Raw genomic sequence first — 16894 nt, 5'->3', positions numbered from 1 at the left:
GCCAATACTTACTGCGGAATGTCGTAGGGGGACTTGTAAATATGTTCCCCTTCTTCGTCCTTAACACAACGAATCACTTCGAAAGCTTCCATTCTGACGTAAGCATTTTCATTGAATGCCATCGACGTTTCGTTGTACATCGCATTCGACAAATTTAGAGATCCCGCATAAAAATCGTCGTATGTATCACTTCGCCACATGGCAGTGGTATGGTTAGAATCATTTTTCGCGACACGTCCATTAGACTCCAACCTTGGAACAGTTAGAAATTTCATGTTCATACAATCCTTTCCTTCGAAAGAATTATTCGTAAACAAGCTCCAGTTTTTGCCAACATAGCAGGCTTTTACACTGTTTTTGACGCTAGAAATATTATTGGAGTGATAATAATCGTCTACCATTCCATGGATTGCATCGGACAACTCCAAAAAATTTCTGTAGGTCGGCAAATGCCAGCCATCCGGGCAAATTCCTTGGATGGGAGCCTTGATTTTGAGCGGGTTATTGTTCCATTCCTTTTCAGACACATTTGCGGCCGTGTACCAATTGTATTGCGGCCCCTGTTTAACAGTGTAGGTTCCATATTCCACAGCCGGAACATCCTTATACATCAGATTCTCCTGCATCCAGATATGGTCACCAATTCCAACCGTCTTGTACACTTTTCCATCGCGATCGTCCACCATCGTTCCCGTATACTGGTCTTCCAGATACCAAGAAGTTCCATGACACGCAAACGAAGAATACTTCTTTTGCACCACAACATTCTGATGAAAATCATCGCATACAATGCCATCAAAGAACGTCAACACGGTTGAATTGGATTCTTCAAATGAATAGTAAGTCTTATAAGAACCTTTTTTGCACACATAAAACTTCCGATAGGGATTCAGGGAATCTTTAAGGTCATAAAAGTCATGGGTTCCCCAAGCGGTATCGGCATCCGAGGTGCAGGGCTTTCCAAACGTGTCATACTCCACCAGGTCCGAAGGCATCCATCCTCCCGCCTTGCAATGATAGTAATAGACCTCGTCATTATAAGGGAGGACAGCAAAACTGTCAATTGTCGATTCGTCGCACTTTTCTTCAACATGGCGGCAATACCAGTCATCAGCACAATCAAAGGCAGATGAACTGGACAACTCAACTTCAGAAGACGATGAAACACTAGACTCTTCGGAGCTTGACGAGTCTTCATCTGAATCAGAAGAAGCGTTTCCTGAAGAAGACCCATCCTTCGAAGATTGCGACGAACTGGATTTTCCATCGGACTTTTCCGAAGAACTAGACAATTCATCTTCATCGGAACCACCTATATGCGGTTCGTCGTATTCCTCGTAGATTCCCCATTTTTCCATGTCACAAATATAGGCGGTGTATTCATCCCTGACATAGACAATATCGCCGTTGTTTTTTTCGGTACATTTTTTCAAGTCATCACGACTGTCTACAATTTCAGAAACTGCAGAGCTTGGATAATAAACGGTCTTTTCATCGCCACAAGCATTCAACAGGATAAGCGACCCTAAGACGATCAAACTTTTCGGCAACATTTGCATTTATTCCTCCACCACCAAATTTTTACGACGCTCAATTTCATCGGGATCGTCTTTGACGCATCTCACCGGAATCGCCGTATTTCGACCTATTGAAGTCAATTGCAGGTCTCGGTAGTAAAATTCGACATAATACACCGGACTCAAAGTTTTAGTAAAGCCACTTTCACTTACAAAATAAAGGTAGCCCTTCGGGTATCCAGCAAATTCATTTGACCAATAGCGTTCGCCATTGCTCTTGACATTTTGATATCCTCCTCCCAGAAAATTAAAACCAAAGCTATGGGCGATCAAGGTTCCACCCGCCGCCTTCATTCCGCCGAACAGTTCAATCAGTTCCGCCACTTCAATGGAATCGGGCAAATGCCAGCCAGCGGGGCAAACGCCGCGATAGGGGTAGCTGTACAATCCAGGACATCCGCCATTACCGCTACACTCTTCCGGTCTAATATTCATCATGGCATACCATGTGTAATACCGTCCATATTTTCCACAGTATAACGTATCGTTATAAGCAAAGCAGGCATCTGCGGTATCACCAAGGTCAGGAATATCGTAATTCAGGTTTTCGGCAAGCCATGTTCGTCCTTCAATCTCTATGGTTCTATACAGGTATCCATCGCGTTCGTCAACATACTCGCCATAGGAGTAATTCTTATTCATCTCACGCCAACATTCCCGAACCGAGCTGGAGGACTCTTCCGCAGAAGAACTGGACTCGACCAGCTGTTCGGAGGAACTGGAGCGCACCATCACATCATCTTCGCGGGAACTGGAGTAACCTTCTTCGTCGTCCGAGCTTTCGATGTCGCCGTTTGAATCGGACGATTCATCGTCGGAATCATCGTTGCTGGAGGGCGACCTGCTCGAAGACGAACGATCTTCTTCGATTTCGCTCCAGGATTTTCCATCCCAGGAATAGAAACGGTCTTCGTCGCGGACAAAGATGCGCGTACCGCTCTTGAAATCAGAGGCGTCCAGGTCGGACAATTCCTTGTACGATTCCACCATGACGGGGTCGGCATCGTACTCCACATACGTGGTTTCGTCAGAACACGATACAAGCAGCGCCATCAATGCGCCAAGAAACAGAACTTTTTTCATTCAACCTCCTCGCCACTAAAATTTATTCCCCAACGCGTTTGAAACTTTTCGGAATGTTCAACCGCCAAGTTCCCGAACTGAATGACTTGTTGCGGGTCACCTTCTTGATACGTATTTCCAAAAAGCGAACCCCATCTAGATCGAATATAATTCTCGATGGAGTTTCGACCCCTTCGAATTCCTTGAAATCATAGAATCGGATGGTTTCAGTCTTGCCGCCGCGACCCATGCGAGATAGCCACGTGACATGGCTGCCTTCTTTCTGGAATGTAAAGGAGCGACCCAGTTTTTCGCGGGCATAAGTGGCGCCCTCGACCATCGTCGAATCGTTCGGGGGTGAAACTTCCTCGTAGCCTTCGGGCAACAGACGCCCATCGAAGATGTCTGCCACCTGGTGGATATGCACCAGCGGAAGCTCATCGTTGTTCAGGAGCCCCACCATGTATCCCACCCCCTTCATGTAGAGCTTTTCCGTCGGGAATGTCATCTGCCAGCCGTCTTCCTGCCACAAGAGAGACGCCACACCTATTCCGAGAGGGCCGGTGAGTTCCATGCGGTAGCGTTTGCCTGGAACCGAGAAAATAACCGCATCCAGTTCCTGGGCGACATCTTTTCCCGTTGCGCTGTCCTGCTGGACAATCGTGAGCAAGAACTTTGCGCGCAGACTGTCGCGCGGAGCTTCGACCGCAGCCATACCAGCAGGCGATGCGCCAGAATCCACTGCGGGTTTTTGACCCGCACAGCCAAACAGAACGGCCACCACGGCAAGCAAAAACACAATCTTGATTTTCAACCTAGCGCCCATTCCCAATCCGTCACCTTACTTCTTCAGGAATCGCTTGGCAGCGGGATGCCTTGGCTGCAATTTCAAAAGTCTCTTGTACGAAGCCGTCGCCTCGGCCTTCATGCCCAAGGCTTCCTGGATAGCGGCCAGGTGTTCCCAATAGACATAGTCCTCGTCAAAGCGGGGACTCTTGATGAGCTTCATCACTTCGAGCGCCTCGGCAAAGAGCCCCTTGCGGTAAAGCCCCCACGCCTTGGAATCCAGATACGCTTCCGTAGGTTTAGGGGATTTATCCTTTGCAAGAGCTTCGTTCACCAAAGCAATTCCCTTGTCGAGTTCTTCGGGACTGCGGTTCAATTCAATCAGCGTGTACCCATAGTAATTGAGCACTTCTGGCAAGTCGACCTTTGCGGCGTTCTCCGGTAAAAGGAGCTTTTCGAACAGTTTGAAAGCATCGTCAAATTTTCCCATCCGTTCCAGATTCATCGCCATCAGGTTTAGAAGTTCCATATCCGAGGAATCCTTGGCAGCCAACAGCTTATAAAGGGAATCGGCCTTTTCACGCAAGGCAAACGCCTTCTTTATTTTTGCAGAATCGGTGATATCTTTTTCCTGGAGTTCCTGCGCATTCATACCCAAGATGCGAGCGTACACATTGCGGAATTGGCGCCTATTGCGTTCCACATCCGTTTCCATGCGCTGCATCGAAACGGAATCCGCGATGCCTTCCATCGGAGTCCACTTGTCCCACACGGCGATCAGCGAATCCAGCATCTTGTAGGCCTTCGGATACATTTTCGCCGCGCCATACGTCAGCGCAAGCATGATCTTGTCGCCACCCAATGCGACCGAATCTGCCATTTCAGCATAGCGCACGGCATCCTTCGGCTTGTTCTCCGTCAACGCAATGGAAGACAAGGCGCGGTAGGCATTCGTCACATGGACGCGCTGATCCCCCATATTCTCGGCAGCATACTTTAGATGCACCTTGGCGCTATCCGTGTTGCCAAACTTGTGCTCGTAGAAACCAAGGTAACTTGCAAGGATAGGTGTACGAACGCCATCTTCGATGTACTTCTTCTTGAGCATCGCATAGGCGGCAGCAAGGTCGGTGTCGGAAAGTGCGCTCATCAAAAGCACGACCATCGACTCGTCTTCCTTCGTCGATTCCGTGAGCGTGTCGACAATAGCCTGAGCTTCCTTCAGGCGTTTCTGGAAAACAAGGCCCTGCACCATCTGCAAGAGCATCTTCTTATCACCCGTCGCCTCATGACCCTTTTCGAAAAGTTCCACGACGGCGGAATCCTTCCCCTGGTCCAGCAGCAGCTTGAGCTGGCGCTGGAAAAGCGTCGGCATGTAATTTACCTGCGGCAAAAGCAAGTCATAGACGCGGACCAGTTCCTTGCCGTCCTGCACCGCTTCAAGGAACAGGCTGTAGTCATACAGGAGCGTCATGTCCTGATAGCGTGATGAATCGAGAGCCGCGTTAAAATACTTTCGTGCAGAATCTGCCGATCCATCCTTAACATACAGGTGAGCGAGAAGTCCAAGCTGAGATGCCGTCGCTCGGCCCTTGAGCCTTCCTGCATGCTGTGCCTGGATTAGCGCCAGGGAATCCGCCCCCTGTGCAGCAATAATTTCAGCAAGTTTAAAGGCAAGGTAGCGGTTGTACGGATCCGATTCCGCCGCATGCTGCCAGAACACGTTTGCCAGGGCCTTCTCGCCACGGAGCTCCATTTCCTGGGCGCGGATGAAGGATTCGTGCGCAGCGTCGATGTTTTGTGGCAAGGCAGGCTCTTCGGCAGCCGCCTTCTGCATGGAGTCCAGCTTTGCGTTTACAGCCATCGCGATTGCAGCCGAGTCGGCTGCAGTCAAAGTTCCGCCCTTCTTCGCCGACGAGGCGCAGCCGCCGCACGAAAGCGCCGCCGTAAAGAGCGCTACCGCAACCGCAAGCGAAAAGAGCAGGGACTTCATGCGTTCGTTCCTAGTCAGCGATTATAAAGTCGATTTTGGTGTCCGGCGGCAAATAGTCGCCATGTTTGGGAGAAGTCTCAATAACCGTACCCGAGGGGCGATTTTCTTCGTCCTTCTGACGCTTGATCTTACCGACCTTGAAGCCGAGCTTATCCATTTTGGCGTAAACATTGTCAATGAGTTCTCCGCTAAAATCGGGAAGCAGCGTATTGCCCGACGTCACACCTGCAGATATCACGACCTTCACCGTATCACCCACGCGTACCTTCTGGCCCGCAAAGGGAATCGTACGAATCACGACGCCACGCGGAATGCTCTGGTGCGCTCCTTTCACAATGGCTCCCTGTACAAGGCCCGCTCGGCTCAGGGAAATAGAAGCCTGTTTCTGGCTCTTTCCTCGCAAATCGGGGATTTCCACTTCGCGAAGTCCCAAGCTCTTGGTGAGCTTGACCGTGCGGCCAAGTTTGGCCGTACGCCCGGCGGCAGGCATCTGAACCAGCACCAGGCCTTCCGGGACCTGCGCGCTGTAGCGACCTTCTTCAAGCCATTCGTACTTGAAACCAGCGTCTTCCAAAGCCTTTTCAGCGGCATCCTGCGTCATACCTTCTAGGTTAGGGACTTCACCCGTCGAAGTGAAGTGCCCCGAAAAAATCGGCATCACCAGCTTGTCCATCGCAAAGGCAAGCACAATCAGAACAACGATCCAAACTGCGACCGCCTTGACAACGGGCGCCGTCTTGAACCACGACAAAAGTTTGTTCGCAATAGTCTTTAGTTTATTCATAGTAGTGTAGGATTCACCTACCCCTTTGCAGCCTTTTCTTGCAGGGCGTTTTCATCAAAGATTACGATATCCTTGCCGGTCATAGCAATCGCATTCGCCTTCACAAGCATCGAGCAGATGCGGCTCACCGTTTCGCGGGTGGTACCAGACATATCTGCGAGCTGCTGCTGGGTCGGGCGGTTGTGGATCACCGTCACCATCTGACCATTATCGGTATGAATGCGCATGCCGCGTTCTTCCATGAGGTTCAGGAGAGTGCCTGCCACGCGGCCACTTACGGACATAGTCGACAAGGAACCGATCTGCTTGTTCGCCTTACGGAGTCTCTTGCTCATTTCAGACAAAAGCGACATCGCAATTTCAGGGGTCTGGCGAATCAGCGTCAGGAACGGCTCTCGGTGAATGATCATCAGCTGCGCATCGGTGACGGTGCGCACCGAGGCAGACCTCGGTTCGCCGTCGATGAGCGACATTTCACCAAAGAAATCCCCGCGTTCCAAGAAACTGAGAATCGTCTCGCGCCCATCGACGCCGGTCATGTAGACCTGCACCGTCCCCGATGCAATCAGGTACAGAGCCTTCATCGAACAGTCGCCTTCGAGCACCACAGTCTCGTCGCGGTTGAAGTCCTGGACAACAACCAAATTGGCAAGCAAGCCAAGTTGTTCTTCCGTCAATTCAGAAAAAAGATCTACGCCCTTCAGCAGGCCGCAAACATCAGTATTGTCCATGTCTACCTCACTTTTCTTTGGCGATTACGCCATCCTAGTCCAAATCAACGATAATGCTCTGGTCGCGCTTCGCACCGATGGAGATCATGCCGATCTTCACGCCCACGAGTTCTGCCATGCGGTTCAGGTACTTGCGGGCATTTTCCGGCAATTCTTCGAGCTTGCGGCACTTGGTGGTGTCGCACTTCCAACCCGGCATTTCTTCGTAGACCGGCACGCAGCGGCCAACCTTCGAAAGCTGGTTCGGGAAGTTCTCAATCTTTTCACCGTCACATTCGTAATGGGTGCAAATCTTGATGGTATCGAAGGTATCGAGCACGTCGAGCTTGGTGATGGCCAAGTGAGTGAGGCCGTTCACCACGGCAGCCTTGCGGACCACGGTCGCATCGAACCAACCGCAGCGGCGGTTGCGGCCCGTGGTTGCACCGTATTCGTTACCAATCTTACGGAGCGTGTCGCCCGTTTCGTCCAGAAGCTCAGTCGGGAAGGGACCGTTACCCACGCGGGTCGTGTAAGCCTTCACCACACCCACAACCTGGTCAATCGCCGTGGGGCCAATGCCTGCACCGCAGCTTGCGTAACCTGCAACCGTGTTGCTGGAGGTCACGAACGGGTAAGTTCCCTGGTCCACGTCGAGGATGGTACCCTGGGCGCCTTCGAACACCAAGCGCTTGCCGGCCTTCACGGCGGCATAAAGCATAGCGCTCACGTCGCGCACGAACGGCTTGATTTTCTGGCCGAGTTCCAGGTAGTCCTTGATGACCTGTTCCGGATCAATTTCGGGCACGTCGTACATCACCTTGAATTCTTCGTTGTGGACCTTGGCCATCGCTTCGACACGGGGGCGCAGTTCGCGTTCGTCCATGAGGTCGCCTACGCGGACGCCGATACGGTTCACCTTGTCGCTGTAGCAGGGGCCGATGCCACGGCCCGTGGTGCCGATAGCACCCTTGCCAGCCTTCTTTTCCTTGGCCTTGTCGAGGGTAGAGTGGTACGGGAGCACCACGTGTGCGTTGTCGGCAATGAACAGACGACCTTCCGGATTGATTCCCTTGGTGTGCAGATCGGCAATTTCGGCCAGAGTCTGCACCGGGTCAAGCACCACGCCGTTACCGATGACGCAAATCTTGTCGTCGTGCATAATGCCCGAAGGAATCAGGTGGAACACAAACTTCTTGTCACCCACCTCTACGGTATGGCCAGCGTTTGCGCCACCCTGGAAACGCACGATGTAGTCTGCGTCCAGAGTCAGAAAATCAACAACCTTGGCCTTGCCTTCGTCACCCCACTGGGAACCGATTACAACACGATTTGCCATATATCCTTCATTTTTTGTGATCCGGCGGGCGAAACCTCAAAAGGCAACCCGCAGATCGATTGCTTGTTAAACGACGAAATTCAAACGCAGGGGACTTCCCTGCGCCCTTTTTCGCCCAAAAGATAAAAAAGTGGCCGTTATCGCGGGCCGGGCAATCCGCCAGCAACGCAAAAAAGCGTGATTTTTGCCCAGCGTGCGCCAAATCTGACAGAAAAAGCGAATTTCTAGAACATTACCCTGTAGGGGATTTGCCTATCAAAGCGACGTCCCTTCAGGTCGCGGTATTCCTTATGCACAGTCCCGCGCATGTCGGCAGGGCGAGTCCGGCGAATATCGCGAATAAGGGTTGTCGAATCCGTCGCCGTAGAATCACCCGCGACAATGGACATCGTGTCGGTCGCGGAGGTATCGCGCGCAGTCGTGTCCTGCGGTTGCACAGTCGAAGTATCTGCGCCGGCAGATTTTTCCACAAGCACCTCAACGCGGCCCGTATATTCGGTATTGTCGTTGCCCTTCACGGTGTACTTGAACGAGGCAAGCCCGCTGAAATTCGCCTTGGGCGCAAACCTTGCCGTATAGCCGTCACCCGCAAGTTCCACACTTCCGTTCTCCGCAGCAGACACGCTGTAAGTCGGCGACACATCCTTGAACCCGCGCGTAATCGTGCGCAGGTCGAAATCGAGAGACTTGCCGCCTGCAACCGTCGCATGCATGGCGCCCAGCCAGTTGATATACTTCTCGATGCGCACGTAGCCATCGCTTTCTTTGGTCATCGCGTCATCTTTCGACTTGTCATAACCCATCGCTTCTTCGAAGTAATCCGGCATGCCATCCTTGTCGGAATCGGTCGCGGCCTTCCCCGCAATCACCTCTCCCCAGCCGTTATTGGTCTTAAGCCCCATAGCGCCAACGCTTTTCACCAAGGCTCCTTCTTTCCCAAGTGTCCCCACCTGGCGCCATATCAGGGAATCAATATCGTCATACGGGAGCACGCCGCTCTGCGACGTCACATAGCGCCACGCACTTGCTGCACTGAGCATCGGGCCCGAGGTCGTCAGCTCGCTCCAGGGTTTCGCAAGTTCCTCGCCCGCGCCCTGATAATAGTAAATGTTCGAAGGCCCGCCGTTCAGTTTTCCGTCGCGGTCCGTGTCAATCATGTTGCCGCTCGCGTAGATGCTCTGGTTCTTGTCCACCTGGAACCACGGGTTACTCCCCTTCGGACCATAGACAAAGTAATTGTTCACGATGTCGTGATTGAAATGCGTGCTCGTATGCGTCGTGTAGCCTGCCTCGAAGTTGTAGAGGATGTTGTTCACGAACACGTCGTTGATCTTGTCAAGCGGGTTTCGGTTGTGCGTGTTCACGAAGGCGTTGTAGTACCACGCCCAAGTGCCATCTACCGATTCGATGTGCGCCCCGAACTGCTGCCCGATAGGGTTTGCAATCAGCGAGTTCTGCACCGTTACGCCCGTCACACGGTAGCTTGCGTTGTCCGAGGAACCGCCGAAGTTGTTCCACGGGGCCAGTTCCACCGAGCAGTGGTCCACAATCACGTTCTTCGCATCGTAAAGGTTCAGCGCATCGTCCTTTTCGGACGCGGTATTTTCGCCCGGGCGAATTCGCAGGTAGCGGATAATGATATTACTCTGCTTGCCGGTACTGAGCTTGCCACCGTGAATGGCGATTCCCTCGCCCGGAGCCGTCTGCCCCGCGATGGTAATGTTACTCTTGATAGAAACAGCCGTCTTGATGTTGATGATGCCACCCACATCAAAAACCACAATGCGATTGCCCTGACTCACCGCATCGCGGAAAGAACCCGCACCGTCATCGTTCAGGTTCGTCACGTGGTAAACGCTGCCGCCACGGCCACCCGTGACCTGCGCGCCAAAACCCAGCGCCTCCGGGAAAGCCAGCGGCTCGGCACCCGCCCCGATAAAACCAAACACTGTTAGGCAAAGCGTCGAAACTGTCGTTTTTGTACCAAACATTCCCATAATCGACCATCCTTTCATCTTATTATACTAAAAATTTATCGCGTTAGGTAAAAGCCCCTATGTTTTCGCTGCTTCAAGAGGCGTCCCTGCGTGTCGTAAATGCGTCCAAGGCCATTTACATGCTTTCTCTGCGCACGCGGCCTTAACGATGTTGTCGTAGAATCTCCTGTCGCAGTCGTATCGCCCGCGACAATAGATGTCGTATCGTTTTCGTCTTGTTCGCCCTGCGAGGCGTTCAAGGCTAGGCCCTGCGTCACGCCGATGTAGCGGCTAAAGGTGTCGCCCGCATTGTCCTTCAGCGTAAACTGCACGTAGCCCGCACCTGCAAAGTTTTCGGCGAGTTTCACCGTCAACTTGGAACCGTTCACGGTCGCCGTCACACCGCTCGGGGCCGACACGGTGTAGGTTCCGCCGTCGTAACCGCGGGTAAACTGCGAAAGGTCTATCACCTGGGTTTCGCCCTTCGCGAAGGTGTAGTGCGCGCGTGCCATCCATTCCAGGTAGCGTTCCAGTTCCGTCCAGCCGTCACCCAGGCGGTCCTTGTTCGCTTCGCTAAAGTCACCGCTCTTCGACTTCGGATTGTACCCGTACATATTTTCCCACCAGTCCGGAAGCCCGTCCAAATCGCTGTCGTAGTCGTCGGCTCGGATCTCGCTCGGGTATGGCTCCCAGCCCTTGATGTTCGCCGTATCCTTCACGTCGGTTTCGCGGTCGGGAATGCCCGCCATGCCGCCCACGGAGCCCTTCATGCTGTAGGTTCCGTTCTTGGTCTCGTTTATCACGCGGGTGTCGTGATTGTCAAGTACCGGCATGCGCTGGCCCACATCGCTCAGCACATCCTTGTAGGCGGCCTTCGCGCTCTGGACAGTCGCATACGAGGCAAAGAAGGGCTTGCTATTCCAGGGTTCCCAATCCAGCACCTGCCCGCCGGAAAGCGAATACTCGCGACCGCAATTGTCGTTGGTGCCGTCGCAGGTGAACTTGCCGCCCGCAGCCTCAAGAATATTGTTGTGGTAGTAATACGCCTGCGAGCCCTTGCCCGTACCTTCGAACTGCGCACGCAATGTATAGCCGTGCAAGGTAGTGGCGGCACCCTCCTTGTAGTAATTGCCCACGAAGTTCACCTCGTGCGCACCGCCATCGGTCACGCGGCTCACCCAGTTATAGACAACGTTGTTGAATATGTCGAGGCGACCCGCATAGTAGCCGTTCCCGTCGAGGCCACCGCCCAGGCTCCAGTTGCGGCCTGCATTGTGCGCAAGCAGGTTGTGGTGGAAACTGCCGATATCGCCGCCGATAGTCGCCGCGTACCCGTGCCCCGTTCCCGCTGCATAGTTCTGGTGGTCCGCAATGTTCAGCGCTTCCGAAATCAGCGTGCGCTGCAGCGTAAGGTTCTTGCCGCCTCGGCTACTGAAGGCTTCGTCAATCGTCCAGCTGATGCTCGCATGGTCCAATATGCTGTGGTCGCCACCGGTGAGCCCCATACCATCGTAGGTAGCACCGTAGCCCAGGCGCACGCGCATGAAGCGGATGACCATGTCCTTGCCCGTGAACCCGATGGGGGCGCTCTTGATGGTAATACCCTTGCCGGGAGCCGTCTGCCCAGCAATCGTCACGTAATCCTGATTGCAGACCAGGCGCGATTTCAGTTGGATCATTCCCGACACCTTGAACACGATGGTACGCGGGCCAATTTCTGCTGTGCACGCCTCGCGCAAGGAGCCTGCACCGTCATCGTTCAGGTTCGTCACGTACACCACCTTGCCGCCGCGCCCGCCGACCGCATTGCGACCGTAACCTTCGGCACCCTCGAACGCGACGCGGCCCGGCTTGAACGACCAGATATTCCCTGCCGTGACCATTCCGTTCGCATCGACCTCATCTACGCGCCAGTAGTATGTCTGGAGCGGAGTCGTACCGCTCACCTTATACGAGTTTCCAGATTGTTCGCCCTTGTAAACCGCAGTACTCGAGGGCGTTGCCGCAAGCACAGCCGCCGAATCCGTCCCGAAATAGACGCGATGCTTTACGGCTGACTTCGCCGCCGTCCACGAAAGCGTCAGCGCTCCGTTTTCGTGCGGAGCGTGATAATCCAGATCCGCAGGCGAAGGCCCTGTCGCCTGTGCCGCCGCATTGGGCACGTTCAGCTCAAAGCCGTTCAGGGTAACCGTTCCCGTATTCAACTTTATCGCGGTCGAGGCACCCGTACCGCTTACATTAAAAGTCACGTAGGCAATCGCCGCCTCGCCTGTCGAGAGCGCACGATTCGTGGGCTTGACCGACGTCTGCTTCGAGTTGTTCACGTAGACATCGATGCTGTTGCTTGCTGCAATTCCATCGACATTGTTCAGGTACAAAAGGAGGCTGTGCGTCCCTGCCGCAAGATTCGAGAAGGTGAGCGTAATCGCCCCACCGCCTTCGACCATCACGCCGTCGCACACAAGACGCGCATAGCTCGGGGACTGCACCCCGGCCTTGTACCAGTTGGCCTTGAGGTTCGCGCTTCCGGCGACATTCACCTTCACGCCCGAAAGCGTCGTGTCCTTCGAAGCGACACCCGAAACCACCCAGGGCACGTAATTCGGTTCCGTAACCTCGCTCGAATTGCGGCCGCTCATGTCAAAATCGACCTTGATGACGGGCGATGCGGCAAAGGCAAGCGCCGCCGAGAGGCCCAATACGCGAACAGAGTTCAAACATCCCATACAAAACTCCTTTCTGCCCACAAAAATACCCTCGGATTTGCTCCGGGGGTAGGGTAAAAGAAATTTCCAGTTGTCCGCGGACTACGGCGGGCACCTGCGGTGCCACTACTTTGCGAATGTGGGCTGCATTGCCTTGCGGTTGCCAGCACGCCGGGCATTCACCGCGCGGCCATTCACGTAGAACCGCTTGCCTGTGCGGGCCTTGGATATTTCCGCAGGGGCAATCTTGCGCAATACGGTCGTACCGGAGTCTGCCCGCACGAACTCAATCTTGTCGATATTCGGGGCACCGTCTTCCGTGAGCGACGCAATTTCCAAGGTGTTTACGCCGGCAGGAATCTTGAGCGTCAATTCCGCATCGTTCCATGTGGTCCATCCGCCCGTCGGTTCCAGGTCCAGCCTTTCTACCAGAACCTTGCCGTTTACCGAAATGCTTACGGGGCGGTTGGCACTCCCGCCATTTGCATAAATCAGCTTGACACTGCGTTCATCGCCCTCGGGCAGGCAAAGCGCAAACGTAATCGAGGAACCCACCGCATTGTCCAGATTCGCATAGCCCTTGCCAGAAAAGCCCTCATGCTTGTCCTCGAAAAGCGTCTGCTTGAATACGGTATTTTCTGCCTCGTACCTGAGCGAATCCTTGCCCACGAACTTGAACGCGGCTCCAAGATTCACATCCTTCGCGAGACTTGCCACAACGTATTCCTTGTCGAGCCCGCTTGCATCTCCGCTCCAGCCTGCAAATTCCCAGCCTTCCAGAGGTGTCGCGGTAAACGTGACGTTCGAGCCCTCGGGAATTTCCGTGCCGGCAATATTCTGGGCAATCGTCCCGCCAATTCCGGCATCGAGCGCCACCTTGTAGCTTTTGCCCGACTTGATGAGTTCGATATCGTCGACGGCAATCCACTGGCTAGAAGAGCCCGCCGTGCTAAACCCGATGGTAATCTTCCCGTTCGTCACGGTGATGTTTTCCACTGCCTTCTTCGTCCAGTTGCCTGCAGCCGCGGCAATAGACACGCTCTGCTCGCTGCTGCCGAAATCCTTCGCGAACATCTTCGCAGAACTCTGCCCGCCACTACTCTGCACGTAGGCGCTCAGGGTGTACTTCCCGTTGGGCACTGTCAATGTCTGCGTGAGCGTCTTGCTGTCCGTCAGGTAGAGCCCCCAGCGGCCCGTGCGTTTCTTGGATGTGGAATTGATGTTGTTAGCATCGGCCTTGTCCAGTTTCCAGCCCGTCAAGGTCGTCTGGCTCACGCGATCCGCCTCGAATGTCGGATTCAGGCAATAGTTATTGCCCGCGCCCACGCTCCACGTGCCTTCCTTCACGTTGATGTTCCACTCGCTCAGGGAATGGAACACGGGCTTGCCCGTCTCGAAAGAAATAGGCAGCCACTGGTTGTAACCGAGTCCATTCCCTGCGAAATCGCTCCAGCGGTCACCCGCGTTCACCACAAACGAACCCTTCGAGCCCTTCACCATGACAAAGAACCCGGTCTGAGTCACGTGACTAAAGTCGTGCTGCGTTCCTTCAAGTACGAACTCTTCGCTGTAGGGGCCCAGGATGTTTGTCGCCGACATGCAATACGTCTGCGAAGTGTTCCAGCCGTGCAAATCAGAAGAGCAGAAGTAGTAAACGCCGTTCTGCTTGAACATGGCATTCCCTTCGCGGCCACCCACGCGACTCTTGTGGATATTCACCGTCCTGGAACCGTCAATCGCCAAAAAATCCGATTCACGGAGCGGTGCTACATACAAGTTAGTACGGCCCTTCACGTTAGACGCAATCACGTACGCCTTGCCGTCATCATCCTGGAAAAGCGTCTGGTCGCCAGTATTATTGTTCACGAAGAACGTCATCTCGCTTTCGGGCTGCACGCGCGCAAACTTGAACGGCCCCGTAGGGGAATCGCTGGTGGCAAAATACTCGCCGAATTCCCAGCTCGGGCTTGCGCCCTGGCCCGCGAGCACATACTTCTTACTCTTCGCGTTGTACACGACGCCAATGCGCCCGAACCATCCACCGCCCGCTTCGCTCGGCTTCAGCACGATTCCCTCGAATTTCCAGTTGACCAAATCCTTCGAGGAATAGCAGGTGACGCCCGCAAATCCGGTATCGTCGTTTTTCTTGGTAGGGTTCGCCGCGTATGTAACGGCGCCGTTGTACTTGACTCCGTACCAGTAGAACGTATCGCCCACCTGGAGCACGCCACCGCCCTGCGAATAGATAAAGTTACCGTCCGTATCTTTCCAGAAACGGTCATTTACGATAGTCTGCGCCGTAGCCATACCGGCAAGGGATGCAACAAGCAATCCCCCGGCAAGCGCCATCTTGAATAAACTCATCTTTTTCATAAACCACCCCCGTTATTTTGAATAAGTCCTGATTCTCGATGCCTTGCGGTCACCTGCACGCAGCGCATTCACCGAGCGACCGTTCACGTAGAACAGGCGGCCCGGCTGCTGCATGTTCGGCCTGCGTTGCGGAAGCGGGCGCACAAACGTCGTCGAATCACCCACAGAAACTTCCGTAGAATCCGCAATCGTATCGACCGGCGCAACCGACGTATCGACCGGAACGACAATCGGCGTTACAGCAGTATCCTTCGGCGTGGTATCGACCGGCACTATAACAGGCGACACATAGCCGTATTCGTATGCGCCCAGGTCCGGAGCCTTGCCCTCGTACTTGAGACCCACGTTCACGCCCTTGTCAATCATCTGGCTGTTTTTCGCAAGCTTCAGGAAGTCGATATCCGGAAGGCTACCGTCGGCCTGGCGCGGCCCGAACGCACCACCGAGAGGCCCGAGTTCCTTGCCCGTCACGGTCATGCTCGGGTCAGAGACACTCACAAAATCCGATTCCTTCGGGGTAATATTCAGGTTCCAGGTATTGTATTCGCCTGCCGCATATTCGCCGCCGATGTAGGCCGTCTTGTTCGGGAAGGCGATGTTGTTCTTCATCACGTGAGCCTTGCTCCCCTTGAGCACGACGCCGTCGGTACGGTTGTCGTTTGCATCCCAGGTGCTCGCCCACATGTTGAACGCCGTGCCGTTCATATAGGCCGTATTGTTGAACCAGTCGTTACCGCCGCTGCTGTGGTTTGCGTAAAAGCCCGACGCCTTGTTTTTCCAGGCGACGCAGTTGCGGATGGTGTGGCGCACACCCGTCTTGCTGCTCCCCGCCTTGAAACCGTTGCCGTTGCCATCCTTCGGTTTGCCGGTTCCGTAGTTGCTGTAGCCGTGGCCCATCGCCCAGCTGTTCTCGATAACCACCGGGAACTCCTGGCTAATAAAATCCCAGCCGTCGTCGCTGTTCCACCAGGCACGACAACCGATGAACTTCGTCGTATCGCCACCCTGCTGGTAGTGCACGCCAAAGCCGTCGGCATTCTGGCCGTCTCCCTGGCGTCCGTTGGGGTCGTAGTTGTCGTGACTGTCGCAGTTCAAGAACAAATGCCCGCCACCGCTTCCCGAGCCCTTCTCGTTCACGAAGAATCCCGAGCCGCCGTTGTGGTGGCTATCAATCAGTTCCAAAAAGATATGCTTGCTGCGGGACACGTACACGCCCACATTCGATTCGCCCTTCATGGGAACGTTCTTGACTTCGAGCCCCTTCAAGTGCAAGTACTGCGCCTGGATAAGGATACCCGAAGTGTACCTTACGTTGTTCGAACCGTCGGCAATCGGCATCTTGCTGAAGTCAATGACCGGTTTTTCGCCCGGGTATGCGAGGTAATGAATGCGCTTGTTGTCGCTTGAACCGCTCTTGGTCAGGTGAATACCCGCGAACATGTTGTCGTTTTTCACATACGACGTATCCGTATGCAAGTAGGTGCCGCCGCGAATCCACACGGTATCGCCCGCGTTCACCACGGAATTCGCCTTGTTGAGGGTCGCAAACGGGCTATCCTTCGTTCCCTTGTTCGTATTCTTGCCATCGG

Annotated in this window: 11 protein-coding genes; all 11 read right to left on the bottom strand. The window is 54.2% G+C overall.

Translation table 11 applies throughout. The annotated features are described in order from the left end of the window. Window positions 1-8 precede the first annotated feature (8 nt). On the bottom strand, window positions 9-1559 hold the full coding sequence (locus tag ACKI61_RS12975; protein WP_407458101.1) for an FISUMP domain-containing protein: 1551 nt from the start codon (window positions 1557-1559) through the stop codon (window positions 9-11). Further along, window positions 1560-2660, bottom strand: coding sequence for an FISUMP domain-containing protein (locus tag ACKI61_RS12970; RefSeq protein ID WP_407458100.1), 1101 nt, complete (start codon window positions 2658-2660; stop codon window positions 1560-1562). A 22-nt stretch (window positions 2661-2682) separates the two neighbouring features. Continuing rightward, window positions 2683-3465, bottom strand: coding sequence for a hypothetical protein (locus ACKI61_RS12965; protein ID WP_407458099.1), 783 nt, complete (start codon window positions 3463-3465; stop codon window positions 2683-2685). A 15-nt stretch (window positions 3466-3480) separates the two neighbouring features. Continuing rightward, entirely contained in the window at window positions 3481-5418 is a 1938-nt protein-coding gene (locus tag ACKI61_RS12960; RefSeq protein ID WP_407458098.1) for a tetratricopeptide repeat protein, read from the bottom strand. 10 nt (window positions 5419-5428) lie between these two features. Further along, window positions 5429-6202 carry a PASTA domain-containing protein gene (locus ACKI61_RS12955; protein ID WP_407458097.1) on the bottom strand — a complete coding sequence of 258 codons (774 nt, stop codon included), beginning with the start codon at window positions 6200-6202 and terminating at the stop codon, window positions 5429-5431. A gap of 17 nt (window positions 6203-6219) precedes the next feature. Next, on the bottom strand, window positions 6220-6933 hold the full coding sequence (locus tag ACKI61_RS12950) for a Crp/Fnr family transcriptional regulator (RefSeq protein WP_407458096.1): 714 nt from the start codon (window positions 6931-6933) through the stop codon (window positions 6220-6222). 34 nt (window positions 6934-6967) lie between these two features. Continuing rightward, window positions 6968-8251: an adenylosuccinate synthase gene (locus tag ACKI61_RS12945; protein ID WP_407458095.1), complete on the bottom strand. Its 1284-nt coding sequence runs from the start codon at window positions 8249-8251 to the stop codon at window positions 6968-6970. A gap of 224 nt (window positions 8252-8475) precedes the next feature. Beyond that, a complete protein-coding gene (locus tag ACKI61_RS12940; RefSeq protein WP_407458094.1) occupies window positions 8476-10242 on the bottom strand; it encodes an Ig-like domain-containing protein in 1767 nt (588 codons plus the stop codon). 41 nt (window positions 10243-10283) lie between these two features. Further along, window positions 10284-12953, bottom strand: coding sequence for a hypothetical protein (locus tag ACKI61_RS12935; RefSeq protein WP_407458093.1), 2670 nt, complete (start codon window positions 12951-12953; stop codon window positions 10284-10286). A gap of 105 nt (window positions 12954-13058) precedes the next feature. Continuing rightward, window positions 13059-15305, bottom strand: a complete 2247-nt coding sequence (locus ACKI61_RS12930; RefSeq protein ID WP_407458092.1) for a family 43 glycosylhydrolase — start codon at window positions 15303-15305, stop codon at window positions 13059-13061. A 12-nt stretch (window positions 15306-15317) separates the two neighbouring features. Further along, a partial coding sequence (locus tag ACKI61_RS12925; protein WP_407458091.1) for a right-handed parallel beta-helix repeat-containing protein occupies window positions 15318-16894 on the bottom strand: 1577 nt, incomplete at its 5' end.

It is taken from the genome of Fibrobacter sp. (assembly GCF_045601785.1).
Taxonomy (GTDB): domain Bacteria; phylum Fibrobacterota; class Fibrobacteria; order Fibrobacterales; family Fibrobacteraceae; genus Fibrobacter.
Note: the sequence above shows the minus strand (reverse complement) of the source record. Positions and strands in the feature narration are given on the sequence as shown.